General features: G+C 58.5%; 18 protein-coding genes and 1 pseudogene. 6 read left to right on the top strand and 13 right to left on the bottom strand.

The annotated features are described in order from the left end of the window. Window positions 1-65: 65 nt before the first annotated feature. The 4 genes from trxA to pepN all read right to left on the bottom strand — a co-directional run bounded on the left by trxA (window position 66) and on the right by pepN (window position 4,649). Window positions 66-389 carry a thioredoxin gene (trxA, locus tag UL81_RS11365; RefSeq protein ID WP_035106126.1) on the bottom strand — a complete coding sequence of 108 codons (324 nt, stop codon included), beginning with the start codon at window positions 387-389 and terminating at the stop codon, window positions 66-68. Window positions 390-397: 8 nt separating this feature from the next. Next, entirely contained in the window at window positions 398-1,324 is a 927-nt protein-coding gene (trxB, locus tag UL81_RS11360) for a thioredoxin-disulfide reductase (protein WP_035106127.1), read from the bottom strand. 143 nt (window positions 1,325-1,467) lie between these two features. Continuing rightward, a complete protein-coding gene (locus tag UL81_RS11355; RefSeq protein ID WP_035106128.1) occupies window positions 1,468-2,016 on the bottom strand; it encodes a sigma-70 family RNA polymerase sigma factor in 549 nt (182 codons plus the stop codon). A gap of 116 nt (window positions 2,017-2,132) precedes the next feature. Continuing rightward, window positions 2,133-4,649 carry an aminopeptidase N gene (gene pepN / locus UL81_RS11350; RefSeq protein ID WP_046453616.1) on the bottom strand — a complete coding sequence of 839 codons (2,517 nt, stop codon included), beginning with the start codon at window positions 4,647-4,649 and terminating at the stop codon, window positions 2,133-2,135. Between the two features lie 191 nt (window positions 4,650-4,840). Between pepN and UL81_RS11345 the strand changes: the two genes are divergently transcribed. Beyond that, a complete protein-coding gene (locus UL81_RS11345) occupies window positions 4,841-6,547 on the top strand; it encodes an ATP-binding protein (protein WP_052097760.1) in 1,707 nt (568 codons plus the stop codon). A 71-nt stretch (window positions 6,548-6,618) separates the two neighbouring features. Here UL81_RS11345 and UL81_RS11340 read toward each other — a convergent pair whose 3' ends face one another. From UL81_RS11340 to UL81_RS11325, 4 genes and pseudogenes are all read right to left on the bottom strand, one after another. Next, a complete protein-coding gene (locus UL81_RS11340) occupies window positions 6,619-7,152 on the bottom strand; it encodes a YceI family protein (RefSeq protein ID WP_046453615.1) in 534 nt (177 codons plus the stop codon). Window positions 7,153-7,303: 151 nt separating this feature from the next. Continuing rightward, window positions 7,304-10,711: a murein biosynthesis integral membrane protein MurJ gene (gene murJ, locus UL81_RS11335; RefSeq protein WP_046453614.1), complete on the bottom strand. Its 3,408-nt coding sequence runs from the start codon at window positions 10,709-10,711 to the stop codon at window positions 7,304-7,306. 6 nt (window positions 10,712-10,717) lie between these two features. Next, window positions 10,718-12,832, bottom strand: coding sequence for a DUF6049 family protein (locus UL81_RS11330; protein ID WP_236684479.1), 2,115 nt, complete (start codon window positions 12,830-12,832; stop codon window positions 10,718-10,720). Between the two features lie 56 nt (window positions 12,833-12,888). Then, window positions 12,889-13,530 (bottom strand): annotated as a pseudogene (locus UL81_RS11325) (NUDIX hydrolase); the annotation flags it as partial. A 16-nt stretch (window positions 13,531-13,546) separates the two neighbouring features. Between UL81_RS11325 and UL81_RS11320 the strand changes: the two are divergent. From UL81_RS11320 to UL81_RS11305, 4 genes are read left to right on the top strand one after another with little or no spacing between them, the layout of a single operon-like run. After that, window positions 13,547-14,980 (top strand): CCA tRNA nucleotidyltransferase, encoded by a 1,434-nt coding sequence (locus UL81_RS11320; protein WP_046453613.1) that lies wholly within the window; start codon window positions 13,547-13,549, stop codon window positions 14,978-14,980. Between the two features lie 2 nt (window positions 14,981-14,982). Continuing rightward, the gene (locus UL81_RS11315; RefSeq protein ID WP_035106130.1) at window positions 14,983-15,579 is read left to right on the top strand and encodes a YqgE/AlgH family protein; all 597 of its coding nucleotides are present in this window, start codon (window positions 14,983-14,985) and stop codon (window positions 15,577-15,579) included. A 60-nt stretch (window positions 15,580-15,639) separates the two neighbouring features. Beyond that, entirely contained in the window at window positions 15,640-16,365 is a 726-nt protein-coding gene (locus tag UL81_RS11310; RefSeq protein ID WP_035106131.1) for an AzlC family ABC transporter permease, read from the top strand. A 23-nt stretch (window positions 16,366-16,388) separates the two neighbouring features. Beyond that, window positions 16,389-16,697: an AzlD domain-containing protein gene (locus tag UL81_RS11305; protein WP_046453720.1), complete on the top strand. Its 309-nt coding sequence runs from the start codon at window positions 16,389-16,391 to the stop codon at window positions 16,695-16,697. On the opposite strand, the gene UL81_RS11300 is transcribed toward UL81_RS11305, so the two are convergent. The 5 genes from UL81_RS11300 to UL81_RS11280 form a co-directional block, all read right to left on the bottom strand. After that, window positions 16,694-17,008: a hypothetical protein gene (locus UL81_RS11300; protein ID WP_035106227.1), complete on the bottom strand. Its 315-nt coding sequence runs from the start codon at window positions 17,006-17,008 to the stop codon at window positions 16,694-16,696. The genes UL81_RS11305 and UL81_RS11300 overlap by 4 nt on opposite strands. An 11-nt stretch (window positions 17,009-17,019) precedes the next feature. Further along, a complete protein-coding gene (locus tag UL81_RS11295) occupies window positions 17,020-17,988 on the bottom strand; it encodes a bile acid:sodium symporter family protein (RefSeq protein ID WP_035106133.1) in 969 nt (322 codons plus the stop codon). A gap of 50 nt (window positions 17,989-18,038) precedes the next feature. After that, on the bottom strand, window positions 18,039-18,404 hold the full coding sequence (locus tag UL81_RS11290; protein ID WP_035106134.1) for a Rieske (2Fe-2S) protein: 366 nt from the start codon (window positions 18,402-18,404) through the stop codon (window positions 18,039-18,041). Between the two features lie 115 nt (window positions 18,405-18,519). Further along, window positions 18,520-19,101 (bottom strand): hypothetical protein, encoded by a 582-nt coding sequence (locus tag UL81_RS11285; RefSeq protein ID WP_035106136.1) that lies wholly within the window; start codon window positions 19,099-19,101, stop codon window positions 18,520-18,522. A gap of 248 nt (window positions 19,102-19,349) precedes the next feature. Beyond that, complete coding sequence (locus tag UL81_RS11280) at window positions 19,350-19,817, bottom strand: SdpI family protein (RefSeq protein ID WP_035106228.1); 468 nt, start codon at window positions 19,815-19,817, stop codon at window positions 19,350-19,352. Between the two features lie 222 nt (window positions 19,818-20,039). Between UL81_RS11280 and UL81_RS11275 the strand changes: the two genes are divergently transcribed. Beyond that, window positions 20,040-21,257 (top strand): dicarboxylate/amino acid:cation symporter, encoded by a 1,218-nt coding sequence (locus UL81_RS11275; protein ID WP_407921713.1) that lies wholly within the window; start codon window positions 20,040-20,042, stop codon window positions 21,255-21,257. Window positions 21,258-21,340: the final 83 nt, after the last annotated feature.

The following is a 21,340-nucleotide window of genomic DNA, read 5'->3' as shown; positions in this document are numbered from 1 at the left end:
CACCCCTTTCCGGTGCAGTGCGGGTTTCTTTCAACGGTTGTGCCAGTACGGTTTAGATTACCCATCTACAGATGGTTTTTAATTTGCGCCACGATGTCATCTTTTGAACGCAGACCATTAAACTCATCGACCTTCTCGCCGTCCTTGAAAATCAAGACGGAAGGGATCGACATGATCTGGAACATGGCACCGAGATTACGCTGCTCATCGACGTTTACCTTGGTGATGCTGACCGAATCACCAAGCTCTTCAGCTATCTCTTCGAGGATGGGCGAGAGCTTCTTGCACGGACCGCACCATTCCGCCCAGAAGTCAACGACGACCGGCTTATCGGCCTCAATAACCTCGTTACGGAAGTTGTCAGTGGTGACGTTTTTAATAGTGCTCATATCAGGATCTAACGGCTTTCTGCGAGGAAATGTTCCGCATCGATAGCTGCGCGGCAGCCAGAACCAGCAGCGGTAATAGCCTGCTGGTAGTGGTCATCGACCAGGTCACCACAAGCAAAGACACCCGGCAGGGAGGTCTTAGTGGATGGCTGCTCCACGAGCACGTAGCCAGCCTCGTTGAGATCGACCTGGCCGTCCAGGAAGCCGGAGCGCGGGTCGTGACCAATGGCAACGAACATTGCGGTGACATCGAGGGTGGAGGTCTCGCCGGTGACAGTGTCCTTGAGGCGCAGGCCGGCAACCTTGCCGTCTTCTTCCAGGACCTCTTCGACGACCTTGTTGAGCTCCCAGTTGATCTGCTCATTCTCGCGAGCACGGTCCAGCATGATCTGGGAAGCGCGGAAGTTCTCCGAGCGGTGGATGATGGTGACCGACTCAGCGAACTTTGTCAGGAAGGTTGCTTCCTCCATAGCGGAGTCGCCGCCACCAACCACAGCAATCTTGTGGCCCTTGAAGAAGAAGCCATCGCAGGTAGCGCAGGTGGACACACCGCGACCGGACAGTTCTTCCTCACCCGGGATACCCAGATGACGCGGTGCAGCACCGGTGGCGAGAATGACAGTGCGGGCCTCAAAGACCTCATCGCCTACGTGCAGCTTCTTAATTTCGCCTTCGAGCTCGACGGAATCGACGACCTCCATGCGCAGGTCCGCACCAAAGCGGATGGCCTGGGCGCGCATTTCTTCCATGAGCTCTGGGCCCATGATGCCCTTCTGGAAGCCCGGGTAGTTTTCTACCTCGGTGGTGTTCATCAGTTCGCCGCCGTACTCGAAGCCCTCGAAGACGATGGGGCTGAGTTCAGCGCGAGCGGCGTATAGAGCTGCGGTGTATCCGGCGGGGCCGGAGCCAACGATGGCGACATCGTGGACGGTCATTGCTAACTCCCTCTAGTTCGATTCAAGTCGCGTAACGACCCGAGTCTACCCGCGGCATCAAGAAATACCGGCATCAAGAAGCACCCGTGGCGGGTGTTGATGCGCAACTGTGACCAACTCCCCCGAACACGATGTGAAGTTGTTTAGTAGATGGCTTCGCGCAGTTTCTTTCGTGCCCGCGCACGACGTGATTTGATGGTGCCGGGCTGGACGCCGTGGGCCTCGGCAACATCGCGAAGCGGATAGCCAATGACATCGGTGAGATATATCGCAGCCCGTTGATCAGCACGCAGCTTCCGCAGCGCGTCCAGCACCGTCACCTTGGTGGCCATGTAATTGGACGGGTTATGCCCCAGAATGGGATTGGCATCCGGGGAGATCTCTAGGTCCTCAAAGGAGAGATTCTCCTTATTGGCCTTGTGGTTGAGGTAGTCATAACCAGAATTCATCACCAGGCGGTGCAACCACGTCGAGAACGCCGACTCGCGACGATAGGTATGAATGCTGCTGCTCGCGCGCAACAATGCTTCCTGCACGACGTCTTGAGCATCGTCGTCATTGCGCGTATAGCGCCTGGCCACAGTAGATAAACGGTGGCGATGGCGCTCCACAATGGCAGAAAAGGCTTTGTTATCGCCTTCGATAAAAGCATCGACCAATTCCTGATCGCTGCGCTCACGTGAACGTGACATATGAAGATTCCCCCCGGATCAACAAGTGTTAGACACTGTTTTATCCGAGGGGAAGAAAGTGAGCGCGGTCTCAACGGCCCAATACATTGGGCAGGGCCGTCGACAAGCACGAAGCCTTAGGCGTTAGCCTCCTGCACGCGCAGCGTACGACGCTGGTTGTCCTGGCATTCCAGCAGCACGCGACGCAGTGCACCCGGGATGTCGCGGGAAAGCAACTCATCGGTTGCCGCATCCGAGGTCGGCAGCTCTGGGTAAAGCCCACGAATCAGGCGGTTGGCAATCTCGATGGGGTGCTGGGCCCAGATCTCTTCCACCTTTGCGAAGAACTCCTCCGCGAAAGGATCAGTCAGCTCACTCGAACGCGGTGCGTTAAACGCAGCCAACAGCGAGTCCACCTCTGCGTTGGAGTACTTGTTCGGAACGAGTAGTTCGTTGAAAACCTGCTGTTTAATTTCTGGGGCGTGGAAAGCGTGGGTTGCACCCAGGTGTGCAGCGGCGCCGGTGAGAGTGTCATCGCGCTGCAATTCGGCATCCAGTTGTTCTGGCTCCACCGCATTGCGGGCAGCCAGTCCACGCAAGATGGCCCAGCGAATATCCGGGTCCAGGCGCAGGCCGTCAACGTCACCGCCCAGTAGCGATTCCAGCTTCTGCGTTCCGGACTCCTCCGGGGTCGCTGCTGCCGCACCAATGGCAGCACGTGCCAGGACGAGCTGAGTATCGCTGGCAGCCTCCGCATCCTGCATCAGCTTCCAGATCTTCTCCGCATAGTCAGTGCGCGCTGCTTCACGACGATCCTTTGGCACATAATGGCTCAACGCATACTGCGCGTTTGCGAAGGCAGTTGTCAGCAGCGACGGGTTCGTTTCCGCTGGGGCATGGGCGAGGACGGTATCGATATAGGACTGCGCATCCCACTCACCATCGCGACTCATGTTCCACAGCGAGGTCCAGATAACCGCGCGGGATAGCTCATCGTCGATGTCGGACAGATGCTCACGCAGCAACTGCAAGGAATCGGAGTCGAAGCGGACCTTGGCGTAGGTGTGGTCGGCATCGTTAAGCAGCACCAAAGCCGGGGCATCCAAGCCGGAAGCAGAGTAAATCACGGTCTTGTCACCGCCGGCCGGCAGGTCAACGTCCAGCTCAGCGGCCTTTTTTAACTGACCGTCGAAAAAACTGACGTTGAGGCGATGCGGGCGAGTTTGTTCAGCAGCCTCGGCAGTAATGCTGAATTCGGTGACCTTGCCATCAGCAACGGTGAGCTCCGGAATGAGCGTATCCGGACCTGAGGTACGCAGCCACGCATCCGACCAGGCATCCAGATCCCGGTCGGTGTGCGGTGCGAGAGCCTTCAACAAGTCTGCGAACGTTGCCGCCGCGAACTCATGGTTGCGGAAGTAATCGCGCGCGCCAGCGTAGAAGTTATCCCGACCGACGTAGTGCACCAACTGCTTGAGCACTGCCGCACCCTTGGCATAGGTAATGCCATCGAAGTTCTGGCGCGCGGCATCCACATCCGGAATCTCTGCCTTAATCGGGTGCGTGGTCGGCAGCTGGTCCTGCGAGTAGGCCCAATTCTTACGTTGACCAGCAAAGTTCGTCCACGCCTCGTGATACTGGGTAGCCTCCACGGAAGCATCTGCACCCATGTATTCGGCGAAGGATTCCTTCAGCCACAGGTCATCCCACCACTGCGGAGTTACCAGGTCGCCGAACCACATGTGCGACATCTCGTGCAGAATCGTATTAGTACGTGCGGCATGCTGCGCACGGGTCGCGGTGGAACGGAAGAGGTATTTTTCCGTAAAGGTCACCAGGCCCGGGTTCTCCATGGCTCCGAGGTTGTACTCGGGCACGAAAATGGAGTCGTACTTGCCCCACGGGTACGGGTAGGCGAAAGCCTCATGGAAGAAGTCCATGCCCTGCGCAGTAATTTCCAGGATCTCGTCGTCGAGGTACTCCCCCATCGACGCGCGCGCATAGGCCCGCAGGTGCGCCGAGTGCTCCCCATCCGGCGCGGTCCACTCGCGCTCGGTCGATACATAAGGGCCTGCCGCGAACGAGGTCAAATAGGTCGACAGCTTCGGCGTGGGTGCAAAGCTCACCGTCGCCATGCTTTGCGATGTTTCCCGTGAAACCTCCGGCTGATTCGACAAAATCTCCCACGCGGCCGGTGCGGTCATCGTCACATGGAAGACCGCCTTCATATCCGGCTGGTCAAAGCACGGGAAGATACGGCGGGCATCGGAAGGCTCCAAGTGCGAGTACAAATACGTATTGTCATCCGCCTGGTCATGCATGCGGTGCAGACCCTGACCCGTACGCGAATAAGTAGAGGCACCCTCGACCTCCACGCGGACTGGCCGGTCCGTTGGAATATCGCGGACCGCAATACGGGCACCGTCGAACTCCACATCCTGGTCTTTACCGTCAACACGCAGCGACGATACCGAATCACCTAAGTAATCCAGGAAGGTCTCCGAGGTCGAACTCGTCAGCTCGATCGCCACAGAAACCGGGTAAGTTTCTGCCGACGTTGCCTGTGAAAGATCAAGGTGCAAATGATAAGCCGCAATATCCAGCGCCGCAGCACGCTGCGCAGCTTCCTGATGAGTGAGAGTAGCTTGAGTCATAAACCCAATATAGGAAGTACTCCCCCTCCCCGTGCCACCCGGGGCACATTGCTTAACGACGCCGCCCCCACTCCCCCACACTGCAACTCTAAGACTTACACTGTAAGTCAGACTTAAACACTCAAAGTCACACTGTAAGTTCCACTGTGACACTTGAAGTTTAAGTCTGGCACACTTAAAGTTTAAGTGTGATGTGGACTAGTAATGATGTACTTAAGCTCATTGACGAGCTGCGGGCACGTGGTGGCTACAAGACCGAAGTAGAGGTCAAAGCTGCCCGTGATGGTGTGCCTGGCCTGGGGGAATCGCTGTCTGCTTTTGGTAATACACCTGATGGCGGAACCATCATTCTTGGTATTGATGAGAAGGCAGACTTCAACATTGTGGGAGTCGAAAAAGTTGCAGACTACGAGCAAGCGGTGGTTTCTCAAGCACGTGAAGCGGTGGATCCACCGGTACAGTGCAACTTTTCAACTGTAAGTGTGAAAGGCAAAAAAGTCTTAGTCTGCGATGTATTAGGGCTTCCCTTGTCTGCGCGCCCTGCCCGCTATGCAGGTATTGCTTATCTACGTCAGGCCGATGGCGACTATGCGTTGAGTGAGCAAGAGATTTCGCAGATTGAGCTGCTCAAGACTCAAAGTTTGCGCAGGACTATGCCTGATGCTGAGTTTATCTCTGATAGTGCGATCGAAGATCTTGATGCTGATCTCTGTGCAAAATACATTGCGGCTTCCCGCGTGGAATCGCGACGCATGCAGCTCATGAGTGATGAAGAGATCCTCTTTAATACTGGCGTCACCAGCCGTGAAGGCAAGATTAGTTTGGCAGGTCTCTACGCATTAGGTGCTGCTCCCCAACGCATTAATCCCAGTCTGGGAGTTACTGCTGCTGTTCAGTTGGATTCTGCGCAAGACGGCGCGCGAACTCGCGACCTATCTCATTTCACTGGCCCAGTCCCCGATCTTTTGGATCAGTCGCTTGAGTGGGTTCGTAGAAATACACACACCACGATGGGCTATGACGCGAGTGGCAAAGGTAAAGACAGCGAAGAGCTCCCAATGATCGCTGTTCGAGAGATCATTGCGAATGCTCTGATTCACCGGAATCTTGATGCAGTAACGGCTGGTAAGCGGGTAGAAATTCGGATTCGTAAAGACTCGTTGACTATCTCCAGCCCGGGTGGTTTATGGGGAGTGTCTGAGCAACAGTTGGGACAACCTGGAGGAAAGTCTGCTGTTAATCCGACTTTGTATGAAATCTGCAAGCGTATTCGCATGGCAGATGGCTCTCGCGTCATTGAAGGTGAAGGTGGCGGTATCGCTGAAGCAGTGAAGGCGATGCGTTTAGCTGGCCTCCGTGAGCCACGATTCATCGACAAGGGTATTTCTTTTACCGTTCAGCTCTCTCGTCATTCCTTGCTGAGTAACGCCGAGCTTCAGTACCTCAAGGACAATCCGCATGACAGCGATATTGCTTCGGAGGCTTTGTCTGTGATCTTCAGATTGCATGCGGGCGAAGAATGGTCCGTTCCTAGAATCAGAGATGAATTTGGAGTCTCACAGGCTGAGGCGCGCTCTATTTTGCAAGAGGTCAAGGGTGCAGTGGATGTCGTAGAAACTAAACGCGGCCGCAGGAAGACCTATGCACTTCCTGGAAAGGTAACTGCTCCTCAGCTTGACTTTAAGGTCAGCCCGAAGAAGAGCGACAAGATGACAAAGAACGGTCCAGCGCTGTTGGGTGCACTGGACTCCCCTGCTACGTTCAATGAACTCGTTGAGGCAACAGGTCTTTCGCAGGGCCAGGCTCGATTCGCTTTGTCGTGGTTGATCGATCATGGGCATGTACGCATGCGCGGTACCCAAGGCGACCGCCGGACGGTGTACGAGAAGGTTGATTGAGAGATAGAGATGACAGAGTCCCCGACCGGCAGCGAATTCGCTGCCGGTCGGGGACTGTGTGTTTGCGAGGGCTACTGCTTGATGGCGGAGCCTTCGATTTCGATCTTGATTTCTTCGGAGACTAAGACGCCGCCGGTGTTGAGTGGAGCGTTGAAGTTGATGCCGAAGTCCTTGCGGTTGATCTTGGTGGAGCCTTCGAAGCCGAAGCGGGTGTTGCCGAAGGGGTCTTCGGCGATGCCTTCGGAATCGACGTCCAGGGTGACGGACTGGGTGGTGCCCTTGATGGTCAGGTCACCGGTGACGGTGCCGTTGCCATTGTTGTCAACGTTGAATGCGGTGGCCTTAAAGGTCAGCTCGGGGAACCTTTCTACGTCGAAGAAGTCTTCGCCGCGAACGTGGGCGTCGCGGTCGTCGTTGTTGGTGTTAATCGAGGCTGCCTTGATGGTGGCTTCAGCGGTGGAGTCGCTGATGTTCTCGGCGATGGTAAAGGAAGCGTCGAAGTTGTCGAAGTGGCCGCGGACCTTGGTGACCATGGCGTGGCGGGCGACGAAGCCGATGGTGGTGTGGGCGGAATCCAGGACGTAGGTACCGGTCAGGTTGCTCATGATTTCTCCTTCAAGAAATGTTATTGATGTGTCAACTATGATGCTAGTCCTGCTGTTGTAAAACTTCAAGCTTTAACTAAAAGGTTAAAGATAAATCCCAACGCCGCTGGTGAAAGCGGTGCTGGGATTTAAGTGGAGTTGGTAGTGGCGCTTAAGCCTGGCCAACGAGGCCGACTTCGAGGAGGTGTGCGTCTTCGTCATCCTCGTCGAAGCTGTCGAAGATGAACACGATCGAGTCGAACTTCTTGGCCACTTCTTCTAATTCGATGTCCTCGTGGCCGGAGCTGACTTCGAATTCGCCTTCGGCCAGCTTGGTCAGGTCGTTGAAGTTGGGGTTTTCCACATCGAAGTCGTCGGCATCGACGCCGTATACCTCGTAGGTCGCGCCGGTGGAACGGGCCTGTTGGACCTGCAGGATCTGCAGGAAGGTCGGGTCGGCAACGCTGATGAGTACGCCTTCGCCTTCTTTCTCGGCAGTCCACATGGTGCTGCGATCGCCGTCGATGACGTTCTCGGCATCCTCGCCATCTGGGATGGAGACTGCAGAGGTCTCTTCCAGCAGGACCGGCGGTGTATCCGGGACGGTCACTGGTGCCTGGATGGCTTGTGGGTCGACCGGCGAGAGGCTGTCTTCGGTGCTCAGCAGCGACATGACCCAGGTGGTTAGCGCTGCCATGGCGACGACGAAGATGGTGGCAAAGACACCAATCATGACCACACCGGAGCTGGAGTAGCTGCGGCCGCCAAAGCCGGCTTCGGCCTCGGGGTCCTCGTCGACTGGGGTGGCCACGCTTTCGACCGGGAGGGCTTCTTCCGGGGCATCGTCAGCTGGTGCGAACTCACGCAGGCGCTGAGCGATGCCTTCCAGGGTCAGGCCCTTGGCGGTAGCGACAGTTTCTTCGGCGTCGTCGCGGGAATCCTCATCGGCGGCATCGAGTTCTCCGTAGGCCTCTTCCAAGCGGGCGGCTACCTCATCGGAGCTGAGCTGGGCATCGTCAGAGATGTTCTCGAGCACCTGCGGGGTCGGGGTGGTGGAACCAACGAGCAGCTCCAGGGCGCTGGACAAGGCTTCGCGGTCGCTGGCCGGGGTGGCATCGTCAAGCACTGCGGGGAAGGCCACCATGGCCACACCGGAGGTGGAGATGCGGAAGCGGTCGCGGTGATCCACGCCGAGGCTGTGGCCGGCTTCGTGGGCGGTGGCGGCATCGGAAAGCAATGGCGCGGTTGCCTGGGCCACGGACTTCGGGTCGAGGTTATCGGCCTGGGCGACCTGTTTAAGGGAGGTGCCCTCCACCCAATCGGCGACGACGAGGCAGCCGGAGCGGTAGGACAGAATCTCGATGTTGTCGGCGACAGTGTCGAGGTTCATCTCAGCCAGCTTGCGGGTGTTGCGGGAAATCTCCGCGGAACGGCGCGCCGCAACGGCCGGAGCAACCGGAGCCATAGGTGCCTCGCCGGTGGTGTCGACGAAAGTCAGGGAGACCAGGCGGCCGGTGGCCTGCTCGCGGGCCTGCCAGAAACGCGCGCCGGGGACGGCACCCTGGTCCTGCAGCAGGCGGAAACGGCCATCGGAAACCGGGGCACCCGGCACCAGGCGTGGGCCGCGGACGATACCGGCGGACATCGGTGGTGGGACCGGTGAGGAGTTGAAGGCATCCGCGCTGAACATCGGCTGGATTTCCTGCAGGCCGGGTTCTTCGACCTCGATGGCCTTGCTGGTATCGACCTTGATGAAGCGGGAGGCACCCGGGATGCGCTGCAGTGCGCGGCCCAGGTTCTGGACCTCCGGAAGGCCGGACTTGGCCAGGACCAGGCCGGTGATCACGATGAAGATCAGGCCAAAGACAACGACCTTGAGCAGGTAGACCAAAGAGGGCAGCTGATCCGGCAACAGCAGGTTGAGACCCCAGTAGAGGGCACCGGAGACTGCCAGGCCGACGACACCGGAACCGACCGACCAGAGGATGGTCTGCGAGAGTTCCTTGCCGCCGAGACTGCCGAGTTTGCGCTTAAGCAAGAAGCCACCGATAACCGCACCGGAGACGAAACCGAAGCCGTTTGCGGTACCCAGGAGGATGACGACGCGCTCCGGGGAGTCTGCCACAGCAGGTGCCAGGAGGGTCAGCACAATCTTGGTCAGCGTAATGCCGGCGATGATGAACGTCGGCGTCCAGGCTTCCTCACGGGCGTAGAAGACACGCAGGTGCAACAGCACCAGGGCGTAAGGGATCAGGGTGAAGGCGGAGAAGCTAATCGTCAGGCCGAGCTGCTCAGCACTATCAGCGCCGTAGGCACCGTATTGGAAGAGCGCACGGGCGATCGGGATACCGAAACCGGTCATGAAAATGACGATCGGAATCAGCGCGATAAAGGTCAGCTTGGAGCCCAAGGTGAGGTCGCGGACCACGGCCTTGACGTCGCCATCGGCAGCATTGCGCGACAGGCGCGGCATAATTGCCGTCAGCAGGGTGACACCAATGACTCCGTATGGGACCTGCAGCATCAGCCAGGCGTTCTGGTAGACCAGCGGGGCGCCCTCATCGGCGTATGCACCCACACGGGAGGTGACCACGTAGCCCAGCTGGGAGATGGCAACGTAGGCGATAATTGCTACGGCCATGCCGCCGAACTGCTTGATGCGGTCATCAATGCCCCACAGCGGGCGCAGGTCGATGCCTGCCTTCTTCAGATACGGCACCAGGATGAGGCACTGCACCACGACGCCGGCGGTCGTACCTAAGCCCAGCAAGAGCACGTGCGGGTCACTAACTGGTGTATCGCCATAAGGATCGAGTGCGCCAGGGACTAAGCGATAAGCCAACAACACCGAAATGGAAATGATGTTGTTGACCACCGGCGCCCAAGCACCGGGGCCGAAGATGTTCTTAGTGTTGAGGACTGCCTGGAAGAGGGCGAAAAGCCCGTAGAACATAATCTGCGGCAACAGCAAGAATGCCAAGGATGTTGCCTGAACCGCGTTGGCCTTACTGTCTTCGGGCAGCATCATTCTGGTGAGGAATGGTGCGAATATCACCGACAGCACCGTGACTACCGCAAGCAGGCTAAAGGCCAGCGTAAAGAGTCTTCGGACGAAGTCCCGTCCGCGGTCGGCGTCCTCTTTTTCCGCACGGACCAGTACCGGCACGACCAGGGAGGTCAGCACCGCGCCCAAAACGATCTCAGTAACCAGGTTCGGGATCTGGTTCGCACTGGAAAAGGCCGTACCGACAACTGCGCCAAGCGTGGCGCCAATGAGCATCTGGCGCAAAAAGCCCGTGATGCGCGAGAGCAGAGTGGCAATCGCCATCGTGCCGGTAGCGCGAATGACGTTGCCATCCGAACTAGCGTCATCGTTGCCGGCATTATCACCGGTCAGCGCAGACTTATCCTCCTCCGGAGGCACCGGAGGCTGCGCATTCGGCGGAGGCGTGCGCTTTTCCGGAACCGGAGCCGGCGGAGACGCAGTCACAATACGGCCGCGGACACCCGCTGGTGCAGGGGTATCCGCGGTGTGTGCTTCCGCTGCTGATTCGGCCGCGCGGCCAGAGTTATTAGTCATAGAGAACTATCTTTGTCGCCTATTCTTTTTCTGCTTTCCTAGCCTGAACAATAGGGCAAGGATGAGCGCGAGACCGGCCAGGATGCCGATTCCATACGTACTTACGATACCGGCGCGGGTCTGCACACCAATAGTGATCGGCTCGGAAATAGCCTGCCGCTCGGGTGTTGCCAACCACAGTCCGATATCGCTGCGTCGGGCGCCGCTGGGGATATCAGCGGTCATGGATACCGTAATCGACCCCTTGGCTGGAATGCGGACCGTCGACGGGGTGTTCAGGCGGGTGTCGTCGGGGGCATCGTAAAGCATGGTTGCTTCCACCGGCAGAGGTAGACCATTTTTGGCCACGATGAGCAGCGGCGAAGAATCCGACACGCGCGTGTACACATTGCCCGGCGGGATGAGCGAGACTGAATCACGCAACTCGCGCAGGGTCGTGCCGTGCTCATCGAGGCGCTCATGCTGCTCGCGCACCGCGACATCGTAGCCGCCTCGGGTGCCACGATCGTTGAGGCTGACTGCAGTGAGCAGATTCCGCCGCAGCGGCAACGTGAAGCCATAGCGCGTCAGCGAAATCGCTGGGTCGTTGACCATCATGCCGGTCAGCTCATCGGTGTACGCCGCCAGCTGCTGGACCTGCACGACATCTGGTGGGTTAAGCTCCGCGGGGTCCTCATAGGGGCTGCCCGGGGTGCCCTCCGGGGCCGGTTCCAGCGGTAGGTCGGTTACGCTGCGGGCACGAGCCTGGTTCTCATCCAGCAGGCGCTGTGCGGTATCCAGTACGCTCGCCGCGGTCAGTGGGCCCAGGTAATTGGGCAGCTTTGCGACGGATTCCTGCTCCCCCACCGCCACATTGATTGCTGCGGCAGCAGTGAGCGCACGGGCGCGTCGGGAATCCATGCGGTAGTCATAGCGCAAGGAGGGATCCGAATAACCGGTGGTTTGCGGCTTCGGCCCGGACTGGGCCAGCAGGGTTCCCAAGGAGGCATCAAAGGTCGTTGCTTGGCCCGCCCAGATAGAGTTATCCGCCACCAAGGCAGGTTCCTGGAGATCCTCGCTGACGTAGCCGGAACCCACGGCCACCAGGTTCGTGGTGACCGGATTGCCGGTGATGCGCTCGATGGTTTCTGCACCGCGGCTAACAGCCTCGTGGCGCATCCACTCGTTACGTGTCTTCGCAATTGCAGAGGCATCCGTGTTTGCCCAGGGCATGGTCATGACACAGTCGAGCTGCTTGAGGTTAGCAATCCACTCCGCGGCTGCGGCACTGCCGGTGCCGGGCTCACCGCGGTAGTCTTCCTCGCTGTTGGTCCAGGAATCGCGCAGACGCTGCGGCGGACGACCAATCGGCGGGCGGGTGTCGTGGACGGTGTAGCCGTCGGCCATGCGATGCACGGTATCGACGAGGCCGGGGTCGAGTGCCACGCAACCAGCACCTTTGAGGTCGTGGTCAAGGTACTCGTGGAGCAAGATATCCAGGCGCCCGCCCGGGGAAAGCTCGGCGGCTAAGTTATCGGAGGACAAAATGAGTTCCTCATCCCCTGTTTCACCGGGCACGATGTCCAGGTCCGCGGTGATGGGATAGATCAGGGTGAGGTTTTCTGCATCGTCAGGCGTGGCGTTGTTGCCGAGGACCTCCAGCAGGAAACGCTCGTCGGCAAAGCTGTTGCTCTCGCCATCGCGGCTGCCAGTCAGCGTAAACATCATCGGGTACACGCCCGGGTCCTCGATGCCGAGAGTGAATTCCTCGCTGATGTTCGTGGGAACCTCGACGTCGATTTCGCGGGTCTCCCCCGGCTCCAACGTGCCGACCTCGACGCTGCGGCCATAGAAAGGAAAAGCACCAAAGGTCAGCTCGGAACGCGCTTGCTCGGTGGACTCTGCTGCCCCACCGCGCCGGGGATTGACGTGCAGATCCTCAATGGCCTGACCGGTTGGATTATGGACCCGAATGCGGGCGTTAAAGGTATCGCCGGTGTGGATGGGGACGGCATCGATAAGCTCTAAGTCCAACTCACTGGACATACGGGCAGTGCCCCAGGCCGGGTTGGGGGTGTCGTTGGCCTCGGAATCGATGGCTGCCGACGCCGACGGTGCCACCGGCAGTGGGGTCGCGAGCAACAGGGCCGCCGCGCTAGCTGTAAGAATGGGCGCGGTGCGGCTTTTCTGGCGCCGGATCACCGGGGAGTCGCCTTTCCTGCGGCCGCTTCCTTTCGCGCGAGATCGGGAAGCAGATCATGGGCAATACGCGCCAGCTTGCGCTCATCGGCATAAGCCAGGTGCTCAATAAGCTCCGAGACCGGAATCCACGAGACCTCGGTGACCTCGGGGTCTTCGTCGTTCAAGATGCCATCGACAAAGCGCAGCAGATGATGGTGCACCGTCTTGTGGATGCGCACCCCATCGGAGACAAACCAGTAATCAATCACGCCGAGATCCGCGAAGACCTCACCGTGAATACCGGTTTCCTCCCACACCTCACGCTGGGCAGTCAGATTCTTCGGCTCATTGTTTTCGACATGCCCCTTCGGCATGGACCACAACAGCCGACCCCGGCGGTCGAGACGACCAATGAGTGCCACATAGATCTGGGAGAGATCTACCTGTCCATCCTCGCCTACTGCTTCAGCGAGTCCGGACACCACAAGACCACCGGCTGAGGTCTCATCCCGCACTTCCATGTGCGTGGTGTTGCGCTGGTAGCGCTTATGACCCCGATTCCGGTTATCCGGGCGGCGTCGGCGGCGGTTACGGTTGCGGCCCTTGCGCGAAGAGCCCTTCTTGCCGCCTTGATCTTGGTTAGTCATCCTGGTCAATCGTAGTAGACTTGCCGACGTGAATTTTCAGGACACTCAGCTAATCGGAGTTCTCGCCCGCGCGGAGTCAACCGCTGAAGAATTAAGCGGTCTGTTAAGCGGGCTGATCTCCCGCTTTGCCGAGCGCGGTCACGCCCTGTACCTGGTCGGCGGCTCCGTGCGTGATGCCCTGTTGGACCGTTTGGGCCACGACCTCGACTTCACCACGCCTGCGCGCCCGGAGGAAGTCCAAGAGATCCTGGAGGACTGGGCGGAGAAGGTCTGGGATACCGGCATCGACTTCGGCACCGTGTCTGCGCTGTACAAGGGCCAGCAGATCGAAATCACCACCTTCCGCGCCGATTCCTACGACGGCAACTCCCGTAACCCGGAGGTCGTCTACGGCGATACCTTGGAAGGCGACCTGGTGCGCCGTGACTTCAAGGTCAATGCCATGGCTATTGAGCTGCTTAACGATGGCACTTCGACCTTCCACGATCCCATGGGCGGGCTGGATGACCTGCGCGCCGGGGTACTCGACACCCCGGACGCTCCGGAGATCTCTTTCCACGACGATCCGCTGCGCATGCTGCGCGCCGCGCGCTTTGCCTCCCAGCTGGAATTCGACGTCGCACCGCGGGTGAAGGAAGCCATGACCGATATGGCCGCCGAGATTGAGCGCATCACCGTCGAGCGCGTCCAGGTCGAACTAGACAAGCTCATCCTGGGTAAGGCCCCGGAGGTGGGCATTAACCTGCTCTGCGATACCGGCATCGCGGATTACATCTTCCCGGAGATCCCCGGCCTGCGCATGGCTCCCGATGAGCACGCTCAGCACAAGGACGTCTACGCCCACTCGCTGACCGTGCTGCGTCAGGCCATTGACCAGGAAGAAGACGGCCCCGACCTGGTGCTGCGCTGGGCGGCGTTGCTGCATGACATCGGCAAGCCTGCCACCCGCGATACCTCCGATGGCAAGGTGACCTTCCATCACCATGAGGTCGTCGGCGCGAAAATGGCGCGCAAGCGTTTGCGCAAGCTGAAGTACCCGAAGTCCACTACCCAAGACATCGGTGACCTGGTCTTTTTGCACATGCGCTTCCACGGCTTTGGTGAGAACAAGTGGACCGATTCTGCCGTGCGCCGCTATGTCACCGACGCCGGCGACTTGCTGCCGCGCCTGCACAAACTGGTGCGTGCCGATTGCACCACCCGCAATGCCAAGAAGGCCCGTCGCCTGCAGCGCACATACGACCACCTGGAAGAGCGCATCGCCGATATCGCCGCCAAGGAAGACCTCGCACGCGTGCGTCCAGACCTCGATGGCAACGAGATCATGGAGATCCTCGATCTCAAGCCGGGACCGGAAGTCGGCCAAGCCTGGGCCTACCTCAAAGAGCTGCGTCTGGAAAATGGTCCGCTGGAACGCGAGGAAGCAATTGCGAAGTTGCGCGAGTGGTGGGATTCTAAATAGCAATGTACGCCGATAGATTATTCAACGCCCTCGAACGCAACGAGCCTGCGCCCGGTCAGCTCCTGGTTGCTGCCCCTGGCATGAACAGCCCAGAGTTCGCCCGCTCTGTCATCCTCGTCGTGGAACACAATGAGCTGATGACCTTCGGCGTGAACCTGTGCAAGCGCTCTGAGCTCGCCGTCATCAATGTTCTGCCGGAGTGGCTCAATGCCGTCGCAAAGCCGCAGGCCCTCTACATCGGCGGTCCGCTGAACCAGCAGTCCGTCGTGGGCCTCGCGATGACCCAGCAGGGCGTCGACATCGACAAAGAACCCCAGCTCAACAAGCTGGCCCCGCGCCTGGCACACGTCGACCTGCGCTCTGAACCGGAAGAAATTGCAGCGCTTGTCGATGGCATGCGTTTCTTCGCCGGCTATGCCGAATGGGCCCCGGGCCAACTCAACGAAGAAATCCAGCGCGGCGACTGGTTCGTCGCTCCGGCTCTCGCCCAAGACGTCATCACCCCAGGCGCTGCCGACCTGTGGTCCGATGTGATGAAGCGCCAGCAAATGCCACTGCCGCTGTATTCGACCTTCCCGGCCGACATCCGCGACAACTAGCGGAATAATAATGTGCCCCGCCCTGACAGGGCTACGGTGACTTCCGTTACTATGCGTTGCATGAATGCGGAAGTAAAGAAGGGAATCCGGGATTCCTGGGCCGTCGGCTTAGGGATGGTCCCGTTGGGCATCGCCTTCGGTGTGCTCATGGTGCAAACCGGCTTTGATTGGTGGTGGGCACCGATTTTTTCCTTCGTCATTTACGCCGGCTCCATGGAATTTCTGGCCATCACCATGGTTACCGGCGGCACCGGCGTGCTGACCTCCCTGGTCACCGGTTTCATGGTGAATTTCCGTCACATCTTCTATGGACTCAGTTTCCCGCGGGAGAACATCCAGTCCACCGCGGGCAAGGCCTATTCCACTTACGCAATAACGGATGAAACCTACGCCATCGTCTCCGCACTCCCCCGCGGCACCAACCCGTCGGGCACAAGGCTCCTCACCATCCAGGTGCTCTTGCAGTGCATGTGGGTCGGCGGCGGCATCATCGGCGCACTCGGCGGCCAAGTCATCCCCGAAGGCCTTAAGGGCCTCGAATTCGCGCTCGTCGCTCTCTTCATCGTCCTGGCGATGGACGCGTTCAAAAACAACCCCGACTACTCACTCCCACTGAGTGCCGCAGCCCTCGGCATCCTCGCAGCACTGATTGTCCCGCAGCAACTGCTCACCGTCGGACTCACAGCATTCTTCCTGCTGCTCGTCGCACGCTACTTCTCCCCGCGCCTGGACGAAGCACTCACCTGGCGACGCGTAAACCTGCAGAACGTGGAAGGAGAACGCTAGTGCCTGTCGATGTCACCCCGGCAATGGTCTGGAGCGTCCTCATCCCCGTCGCCATTGTCACCGTCCTGTTGCGGCAGCTGCCCTTCAGCTTCGTGCGCGTGATGAAGAACAGCCAATTCTTCGGCCTACTCGGCATGATGATGCCCGTCGGCGTCATGGTCGTACTCGTGGTCTACACCCTCTACGGCCAAGCCAGCGCCCCCGGCGGCCTGTTCGCCGCCCTTCTGGCTGCCGTCGTCACCTTCGCCATTCACAAGTGGCGCAACAGCGTTGCCCTGTCCATCTTCGTCGGAACAGGGTTCTACATGGTGCTGGTTAATCTGGTCTTCTAAGACAGCTCGCCAAACTTAGCGACGGCTTCCGACCACAGCGTCTCGAACTCTTCCTGCGCGACCTGCTCTGCGCTGATATCCGGGAAGTTGTCGTAGGTATTCGGATGCGGCACGACCTCTTGCGGGGTATCCGCATTGCCTTTCGATGCCGCCGGTGTCGCGATGCCTGCCACCGCCTCATTCGGGTCGAGTGCCACCATGCGCAGCATCGTGCAGCTAGTCGCGTCCTGCTCGCGCATCTCGGCGACGTGGACGGCACTGCCCACACCGGGAACACTCAGCGTGGTCTTCATATACAGGTACTGACTCATGCCCACCGAGTCTAGTCACCTGCTCCCGCACGGGCGTAGCGGGCTGCCAGTGCCGAACAGATCATCAACTGCACCTGGTGGTAAATCATCAGCGGCAGAATCAACAGACCCAACGAGACCTCACCACTGGCGAAGATGACCGAGGCCATCGGCAAGCCAGTAGCCAAGGACTTCTTCGAACCACAGAACTCAATCGCAATGGTGTCAGCACGACTAAAGCCCAGCCAGCTACTGAGCTTGCGCGTAATCCACAGCATGAACGCAACCAGCACTGCGGAGAAGACCACCAGGAAGAGCAACTGGAGCCAGGAAATCTCACTCCAGATGCCATCAACCATGCCCTTGGAGAAAGCCGCATACACAACCATCGCGATCGAACCTCGGTCCACGACCTTGGTGCCTTTATTCTTCGCGAAGTCTTTCACCCAGCGTCGGGTGAGCTGACCAACCGCGAAAGGCAGAAGCAACAGGATGGCAATCTCAATGAAGACCGACGAGTCCACGTGGATTCCACCGCTGGCGCCCATGAGCAGCATCGCCAACAAAGGCGTAAAGAGCACGCCCAACAAGTTGGATGCCGATGCTGAGACAATCGCTCCCGCGATATTGCCCTTCGCAATCGAGGTAAACGCCACGGAGGACTGCACCGTCGACGGCACGAGTGTCAGATACAAAATACCTAAGTAGAGCGACGTGCCAGTCAGCGACTCCAACGGCTTTAACGCCACACCGACTATCGGGTACAGCACGAACGTGAACACCAGAATCGTCAGGTGTAGCTTCCAGTTCTTCAGACCACTCAATGCCTCCTGCGGTGAGAGGCGCGCACCGTAGAGGAAGAACAACAACGCAATCGCGATGTTGGTAAGAGTGTCAAAGAGATCAGCAAAGCCGCCCCTCGCCGGCGCAACGATGGCGACGAGGACGGCGGCGATGATGAGGACTATGAGGGGGTCAACATTTCTGAGGCGCTGGAACATGCTTGCATTCTAGCGCCGCTCCCCCAGCAATGTTTCACGTGAAACCTTGCTTAAACCGTCTTGACGGTTCCACCTTCTTCGGTGACTTCATACTCGGTCAGCGGATCGCGGCCTGGGCCTTCGATGACGCTGCCGTCAGAGAGGTTGTAGGAGGTGAAGTGCGCGGTGCAGGTTGCGACGTCACCATCAATCTCCGTGATGAGGTTGTTCTGGTGCGGGCAGGTCTGCGAGTACGCCTTGAACACGCCTTCCTCCGGCTGAGCGAAGATGACGTTGTCAATGATCTTAGCGGAGCCAACTGGAATTTCAGTTGCAGCGATTTCAGCAGAAGGCTGGGAGCCGCAAGCGGCAAGGTACGCACCGGCAAAGGTGGTTGCGGTGCCGAGGAGGAACATACGACGGGAACATTTAGCCATGACTACTACCCTAGTAACTTTTCCGGTGAGATTCTGAATTAAAAAATGCGGTCCAGTTGAGTGTGGGGAAGATCCCTGCCCAACTGAACCGCAGTTCATCCGTGAAGGAGGAGTCTTAGCGGATGTGCTCGATCTCGAACTGAATCTGGTTGTCGTCGCCATCCTGGTCGGCGTCAGCCTCGAGCTCCCAAGAGCCAATGGTGTTCTTGGCATCTTGCGAGTTGGAGTTGTCTCGCAGCCAGGTCTCGATCTCGTCCCAGTCGGTGCCCTCGAACTCCTGATCGGCAACCGCTTCTGCAACATCATTCAGAAGGGTGTCGTAGTGCGGCTGAAGCTCGGTGTTGCCGTTGTCTTCATCGACTTCACCTTCAATGGAGTCGTGGTCAACGTCCACGGAGAACTTGATGTTGCCGTCCATCTTCTCCATGTCGTCACCGGCGCGCTGGTAACCAGCCTCCTCCAGCGCGGACTCGATGGCCTGTTCGTCCAGTGGGTTCTGGTTGCCATCGTTAGTGTTGGCATCATCGGATGCTGCGGCTGCACCGGTCTCGTCGTTAGCCTCGGTGTTGTCGGCGTCTTCGGTAACGGTTACCGTGTTCTCGTCGGTGGTGACTTCTTCGGCAGCCTCATCGTTCGCACACGCGGTCAGTACGAGTGCGGTGGCGGACAGTGCGGCAATGGTAGACATTTTCTTCATAGGAACTATTATTCCCGACAGGCCCCTTGCTTGTCACGCACATTATGTCTAAGACGTTGACTGTTACTGTTTCGTTAAAACATAAAGCACGGCCTCAACAATGATTGGCTAGGCAATGCTTAGTAAACCCTGTTATGGGATAAAAAAGACAGTGACTTTATTCGTAGCTATAAAACTAGCTTGTTCATTAAAGTCACTGTGTCTTAATTGGCGAGGGTTAGTGGGTCATCGCCACTTCCCTAGCGCTACTACTGATCGGCGTTCTTGGCTGCTTTGCGCAGAGCGTCAATATCAACTGCCGGTTGCTGTGCTTCGGCCTCGCCACCGCCGCAGCCGCCAGAGCCACAGTTGCAGGAGTCGCCGCAACCTTCTTCAGCCTTGTGTGCCTGATCGTAAAGGTATGCCGCGCGGGAGCCAAGGTTGGAACCAATCGACAGCGCGAGGATGGCGACGATGAACGTCACTGCCGGAATCAGCCACATCCACCCCATGGCGTTGAGAGCAACGATGCCGCCAAAGATCAGCGCCACGCCACCGAGCATCCAGAACGGGCCGGCGACTGCATGCGCGTTGTCCCACGCCTCGCGCGACTTACGGATCTCCGCCAACCGAAGCCCGACGACACTGTTGCCCGGAAGTTTCCGGGTTGCGGCGAGTCCACCAACGATAAGCAGGATGGCGGCGAGGACGAAGAAGACGATTCCAACAGCAAGCATGGACATCATCTTAATCCCCTCGGCCGTTGAAAGAAATTAGGCACTAGGGGCTGTTATAGGGGCACTTACTAGGGGTGGCCTGAACATGGGATTTATGTGCATGTGCGGTAATATGCCATACATATCGAGCGATAGATAATATTGCTGGGTAACACGTTCTGGAACCGCCCTAATCTCTCTCGTGTGGATGGGGCAAACCACAAGAAATGACTAGTGATAGTAATGAAAAAATTCACGGGGTCGCTACTGTTCCGCATCATCGTAGCGATCATCCTCGGCATCATCGTGAGCTTGTTTGCTCCGGAATGGTTCGGCCGACTCTTTGCCACCTTCAACGGCCTGTTCGGTAACTTCCTGAACTTCTTCATCCCGGTTCTGGTGTTCGCACTCATCGCCCCGGCGATTGCCGGCCTGGGTCGCGGTGCCGGTAAGTGGCTCGGCTTCACCGCGGGTATTGCGTACGGCTCTACTGTCATCGCCGGCATGATCTCCCTGGCTCTGGCATGGGTTCTCTACCCGACTTTGTTGGGCAATAACACTCTGGACACCAACGTCGCGGACATCGATGAAGGCGCGCTTGCACCTTACTTCGAAGTGGAGATGGACCCGCCATTCGCTGTGATGACGGCACTGCTGCTCTCCTTCTGTATTGGTGTTGCCATGACGGCAGTCAAGTCTGACACCCTCTACACCGTCACCAAGGAACTCGAGAACGTTGTCGTCAAGGTGATCTGGGGCTTCGTTATCCCGCTGCTGCCGATCTACATCTTCGGCATGTTCCTGTCTCTGGGTATGAACGGCAACCTGACTTCGGTGCTCTCCGCGTTCGCGAAGGTGCTCATCCTCTCGGTTGTTATGACCCTGGTGTACCTGTTCCTGCAGTACCTGATTGCTGGTGCCATTGCAGGCCGTAATCCGTTCTCCGCACTGAAGACCATGGCTCCGGCGTACTTCACCGCGCTGGGTACTTCCTCCTCGGCAGCGACCATTCCGGTTACTCACGAAGCCGCACTGAAGAACGGCATCACGCGTCCGGTCGCCGGCTTCGTGATTCCGCTGTGTGCTACCATCCACCTGTCTGGTTCGATGATCAAGCTGACCCTTTACGCGATGGCTGTCATCTACCTGACGAGCATGGACATCAGCACCGGTACTCTCATCGGTTTTGTCTTCCTGCTGTCCATCATGATGATTGCTGCCCCGGGCGTTCCGGGTGGCGCCGTGATGGTTGCCGTTGGTCTGCTCTCCGACATGATGGGCTTCGACGACGGCATGGTGGCTTTGATGATTGCCGCTTACATCGCTATCGACTCCGTGGGTACCGCAGCCAACGTCACCGGCGACGGCGCTATCGCCATGATTGTCGACCGCTTCGCACGCGACAAGATTGACGATCTCGAGGAAGAGGACGCTAACGCTAAGGCTTCCGCAGAGTCTTAAATTCTCGCCCCTTCCCTAACGGAAAAGTCCGGCCTCCTTCTTGGAGAGCCGGACTTTTTGTGGTTTCACGTGAAACCTGAACG

The sequence above is a fragment of the Corynebacterium camporealensis genome, assembly GCF_000980815.1.
In the GTDB taxonomy this organism is placed as follows: Bacteria; Actinomycetota; Actinomycetes; order Mycobacteriales; family Mycobacteriaceae; genus Corynebacterium; species Corynebacterium camporealense.
Note: the sequence above shows the minus strand (reverse complement) of the source record. Positions and strands in the feature narration are given on the sequence as shown.

Coding starts and splice junctions, on each gene's coding strand:
- UL81_RS11305 (WP_046453720.1), top strand. CDS start 16,389: ATGGTCTGGAGCGTCCTCATCCCCGTCGCCATTGTCACCGTCCTGTTG.
- UL81_RS11300 (WP_035106227.1), bottom strand. CDS start 17,008: ATGAGTCAGTACCTGTATATGAAGACCACGCTGAGTGTTCCCGGTGTG.
- UL81_RS11315 (WP_035106130.1), top strand. CDS start 14,983: ATGTACGCCGATAGATTATTCAACGCCCTCGAACGCAACGAGCCTGCG.
- trxB (WP_035106127.1), bottom strand. CDS start 1,324: ATGACCGTCCACGATGTCGCCATCGTTGGCTCCGGCCCCGCCGGATAC.
- UL81_RS11355 (WP_035106128.1), bottom strand. CDS start 2,016: ATGTCACGTTCACGTGAGCGCAGCGATCAGGAATTGGTCGATGCTTTT.
- UL81_RS11285 (WP_035106136.1), bottom strand. CDS start 19,101: ATGAAGAAAATGTCTACCATTGCCGCACTGTCCGCCACCGCACTCGTA.
- UL81_RS11310 (WP_035106131.1), top strand. CDS start 15,640: ATGAATGCGGAAGTAAAGAAGGGAATCCGGGATTCCTGGGCCGTCGGC.
- UL81_RS11290 (WP_035106134.1), bottom strand. CDS start 18,404: ATGGCTAAATGTTCCCGTCGTATGTTCCTCCTCGGCACCGCAACCACC.
- murJ (WP_046453614.1), bottom strand. CDS start 10,711: ATGACTAATAACTCTGGCCGCGCGGCCGAATCAGCAGCGGAAGCACAC.
- UL81_RS11340 (WP_046453615.1), bottom strand. CDS start 7,152: ATGAGCAACCTGACCGGTACCTACGTCCTGGATTCCGCCCACACCACC.
- UL81_RS11345 (WP_052097760.1), top strand. CDS start 4,841: ATGTGGACTAGTAATGATGTACTTAAGCTCATTGACGAGCTGCGGGCA.
- UL81_RS11280 (WP_035106228.1), bottom strand. CDS start 19,817: ATGCTTGCTGTTGGAATCGTCTTCTTCGTCCTCGCCGCCATCCTGCTT.
- trxA (WP_035106126.1), bottom strand. CDS start 389: ATGAGCACTATTAAAAACGTCACCACTGACAACTTCCGTAACGAGGTT.
- pepN (WP_046453616.1), bottom strand. CDS start 4,649: ATGACTCAAGCTACTCTCACTCATCAGGAAGCTGCGCAGCGTGCTGCG.
- UL81_RS11295 (WP_035106133.1), bottom strand. CDS start 17,988: ATGTTCCAGCGCCTCAGAAATGTTGACCCCCTCATAGTCCTCATCATC.
- UL81_RS11275 (WP_407921713.1), top strand. CDS start 20,040: ATGAAAAAATTCACGGGGTCGCTACTGTTCCGCATCATCGTAGCGATC.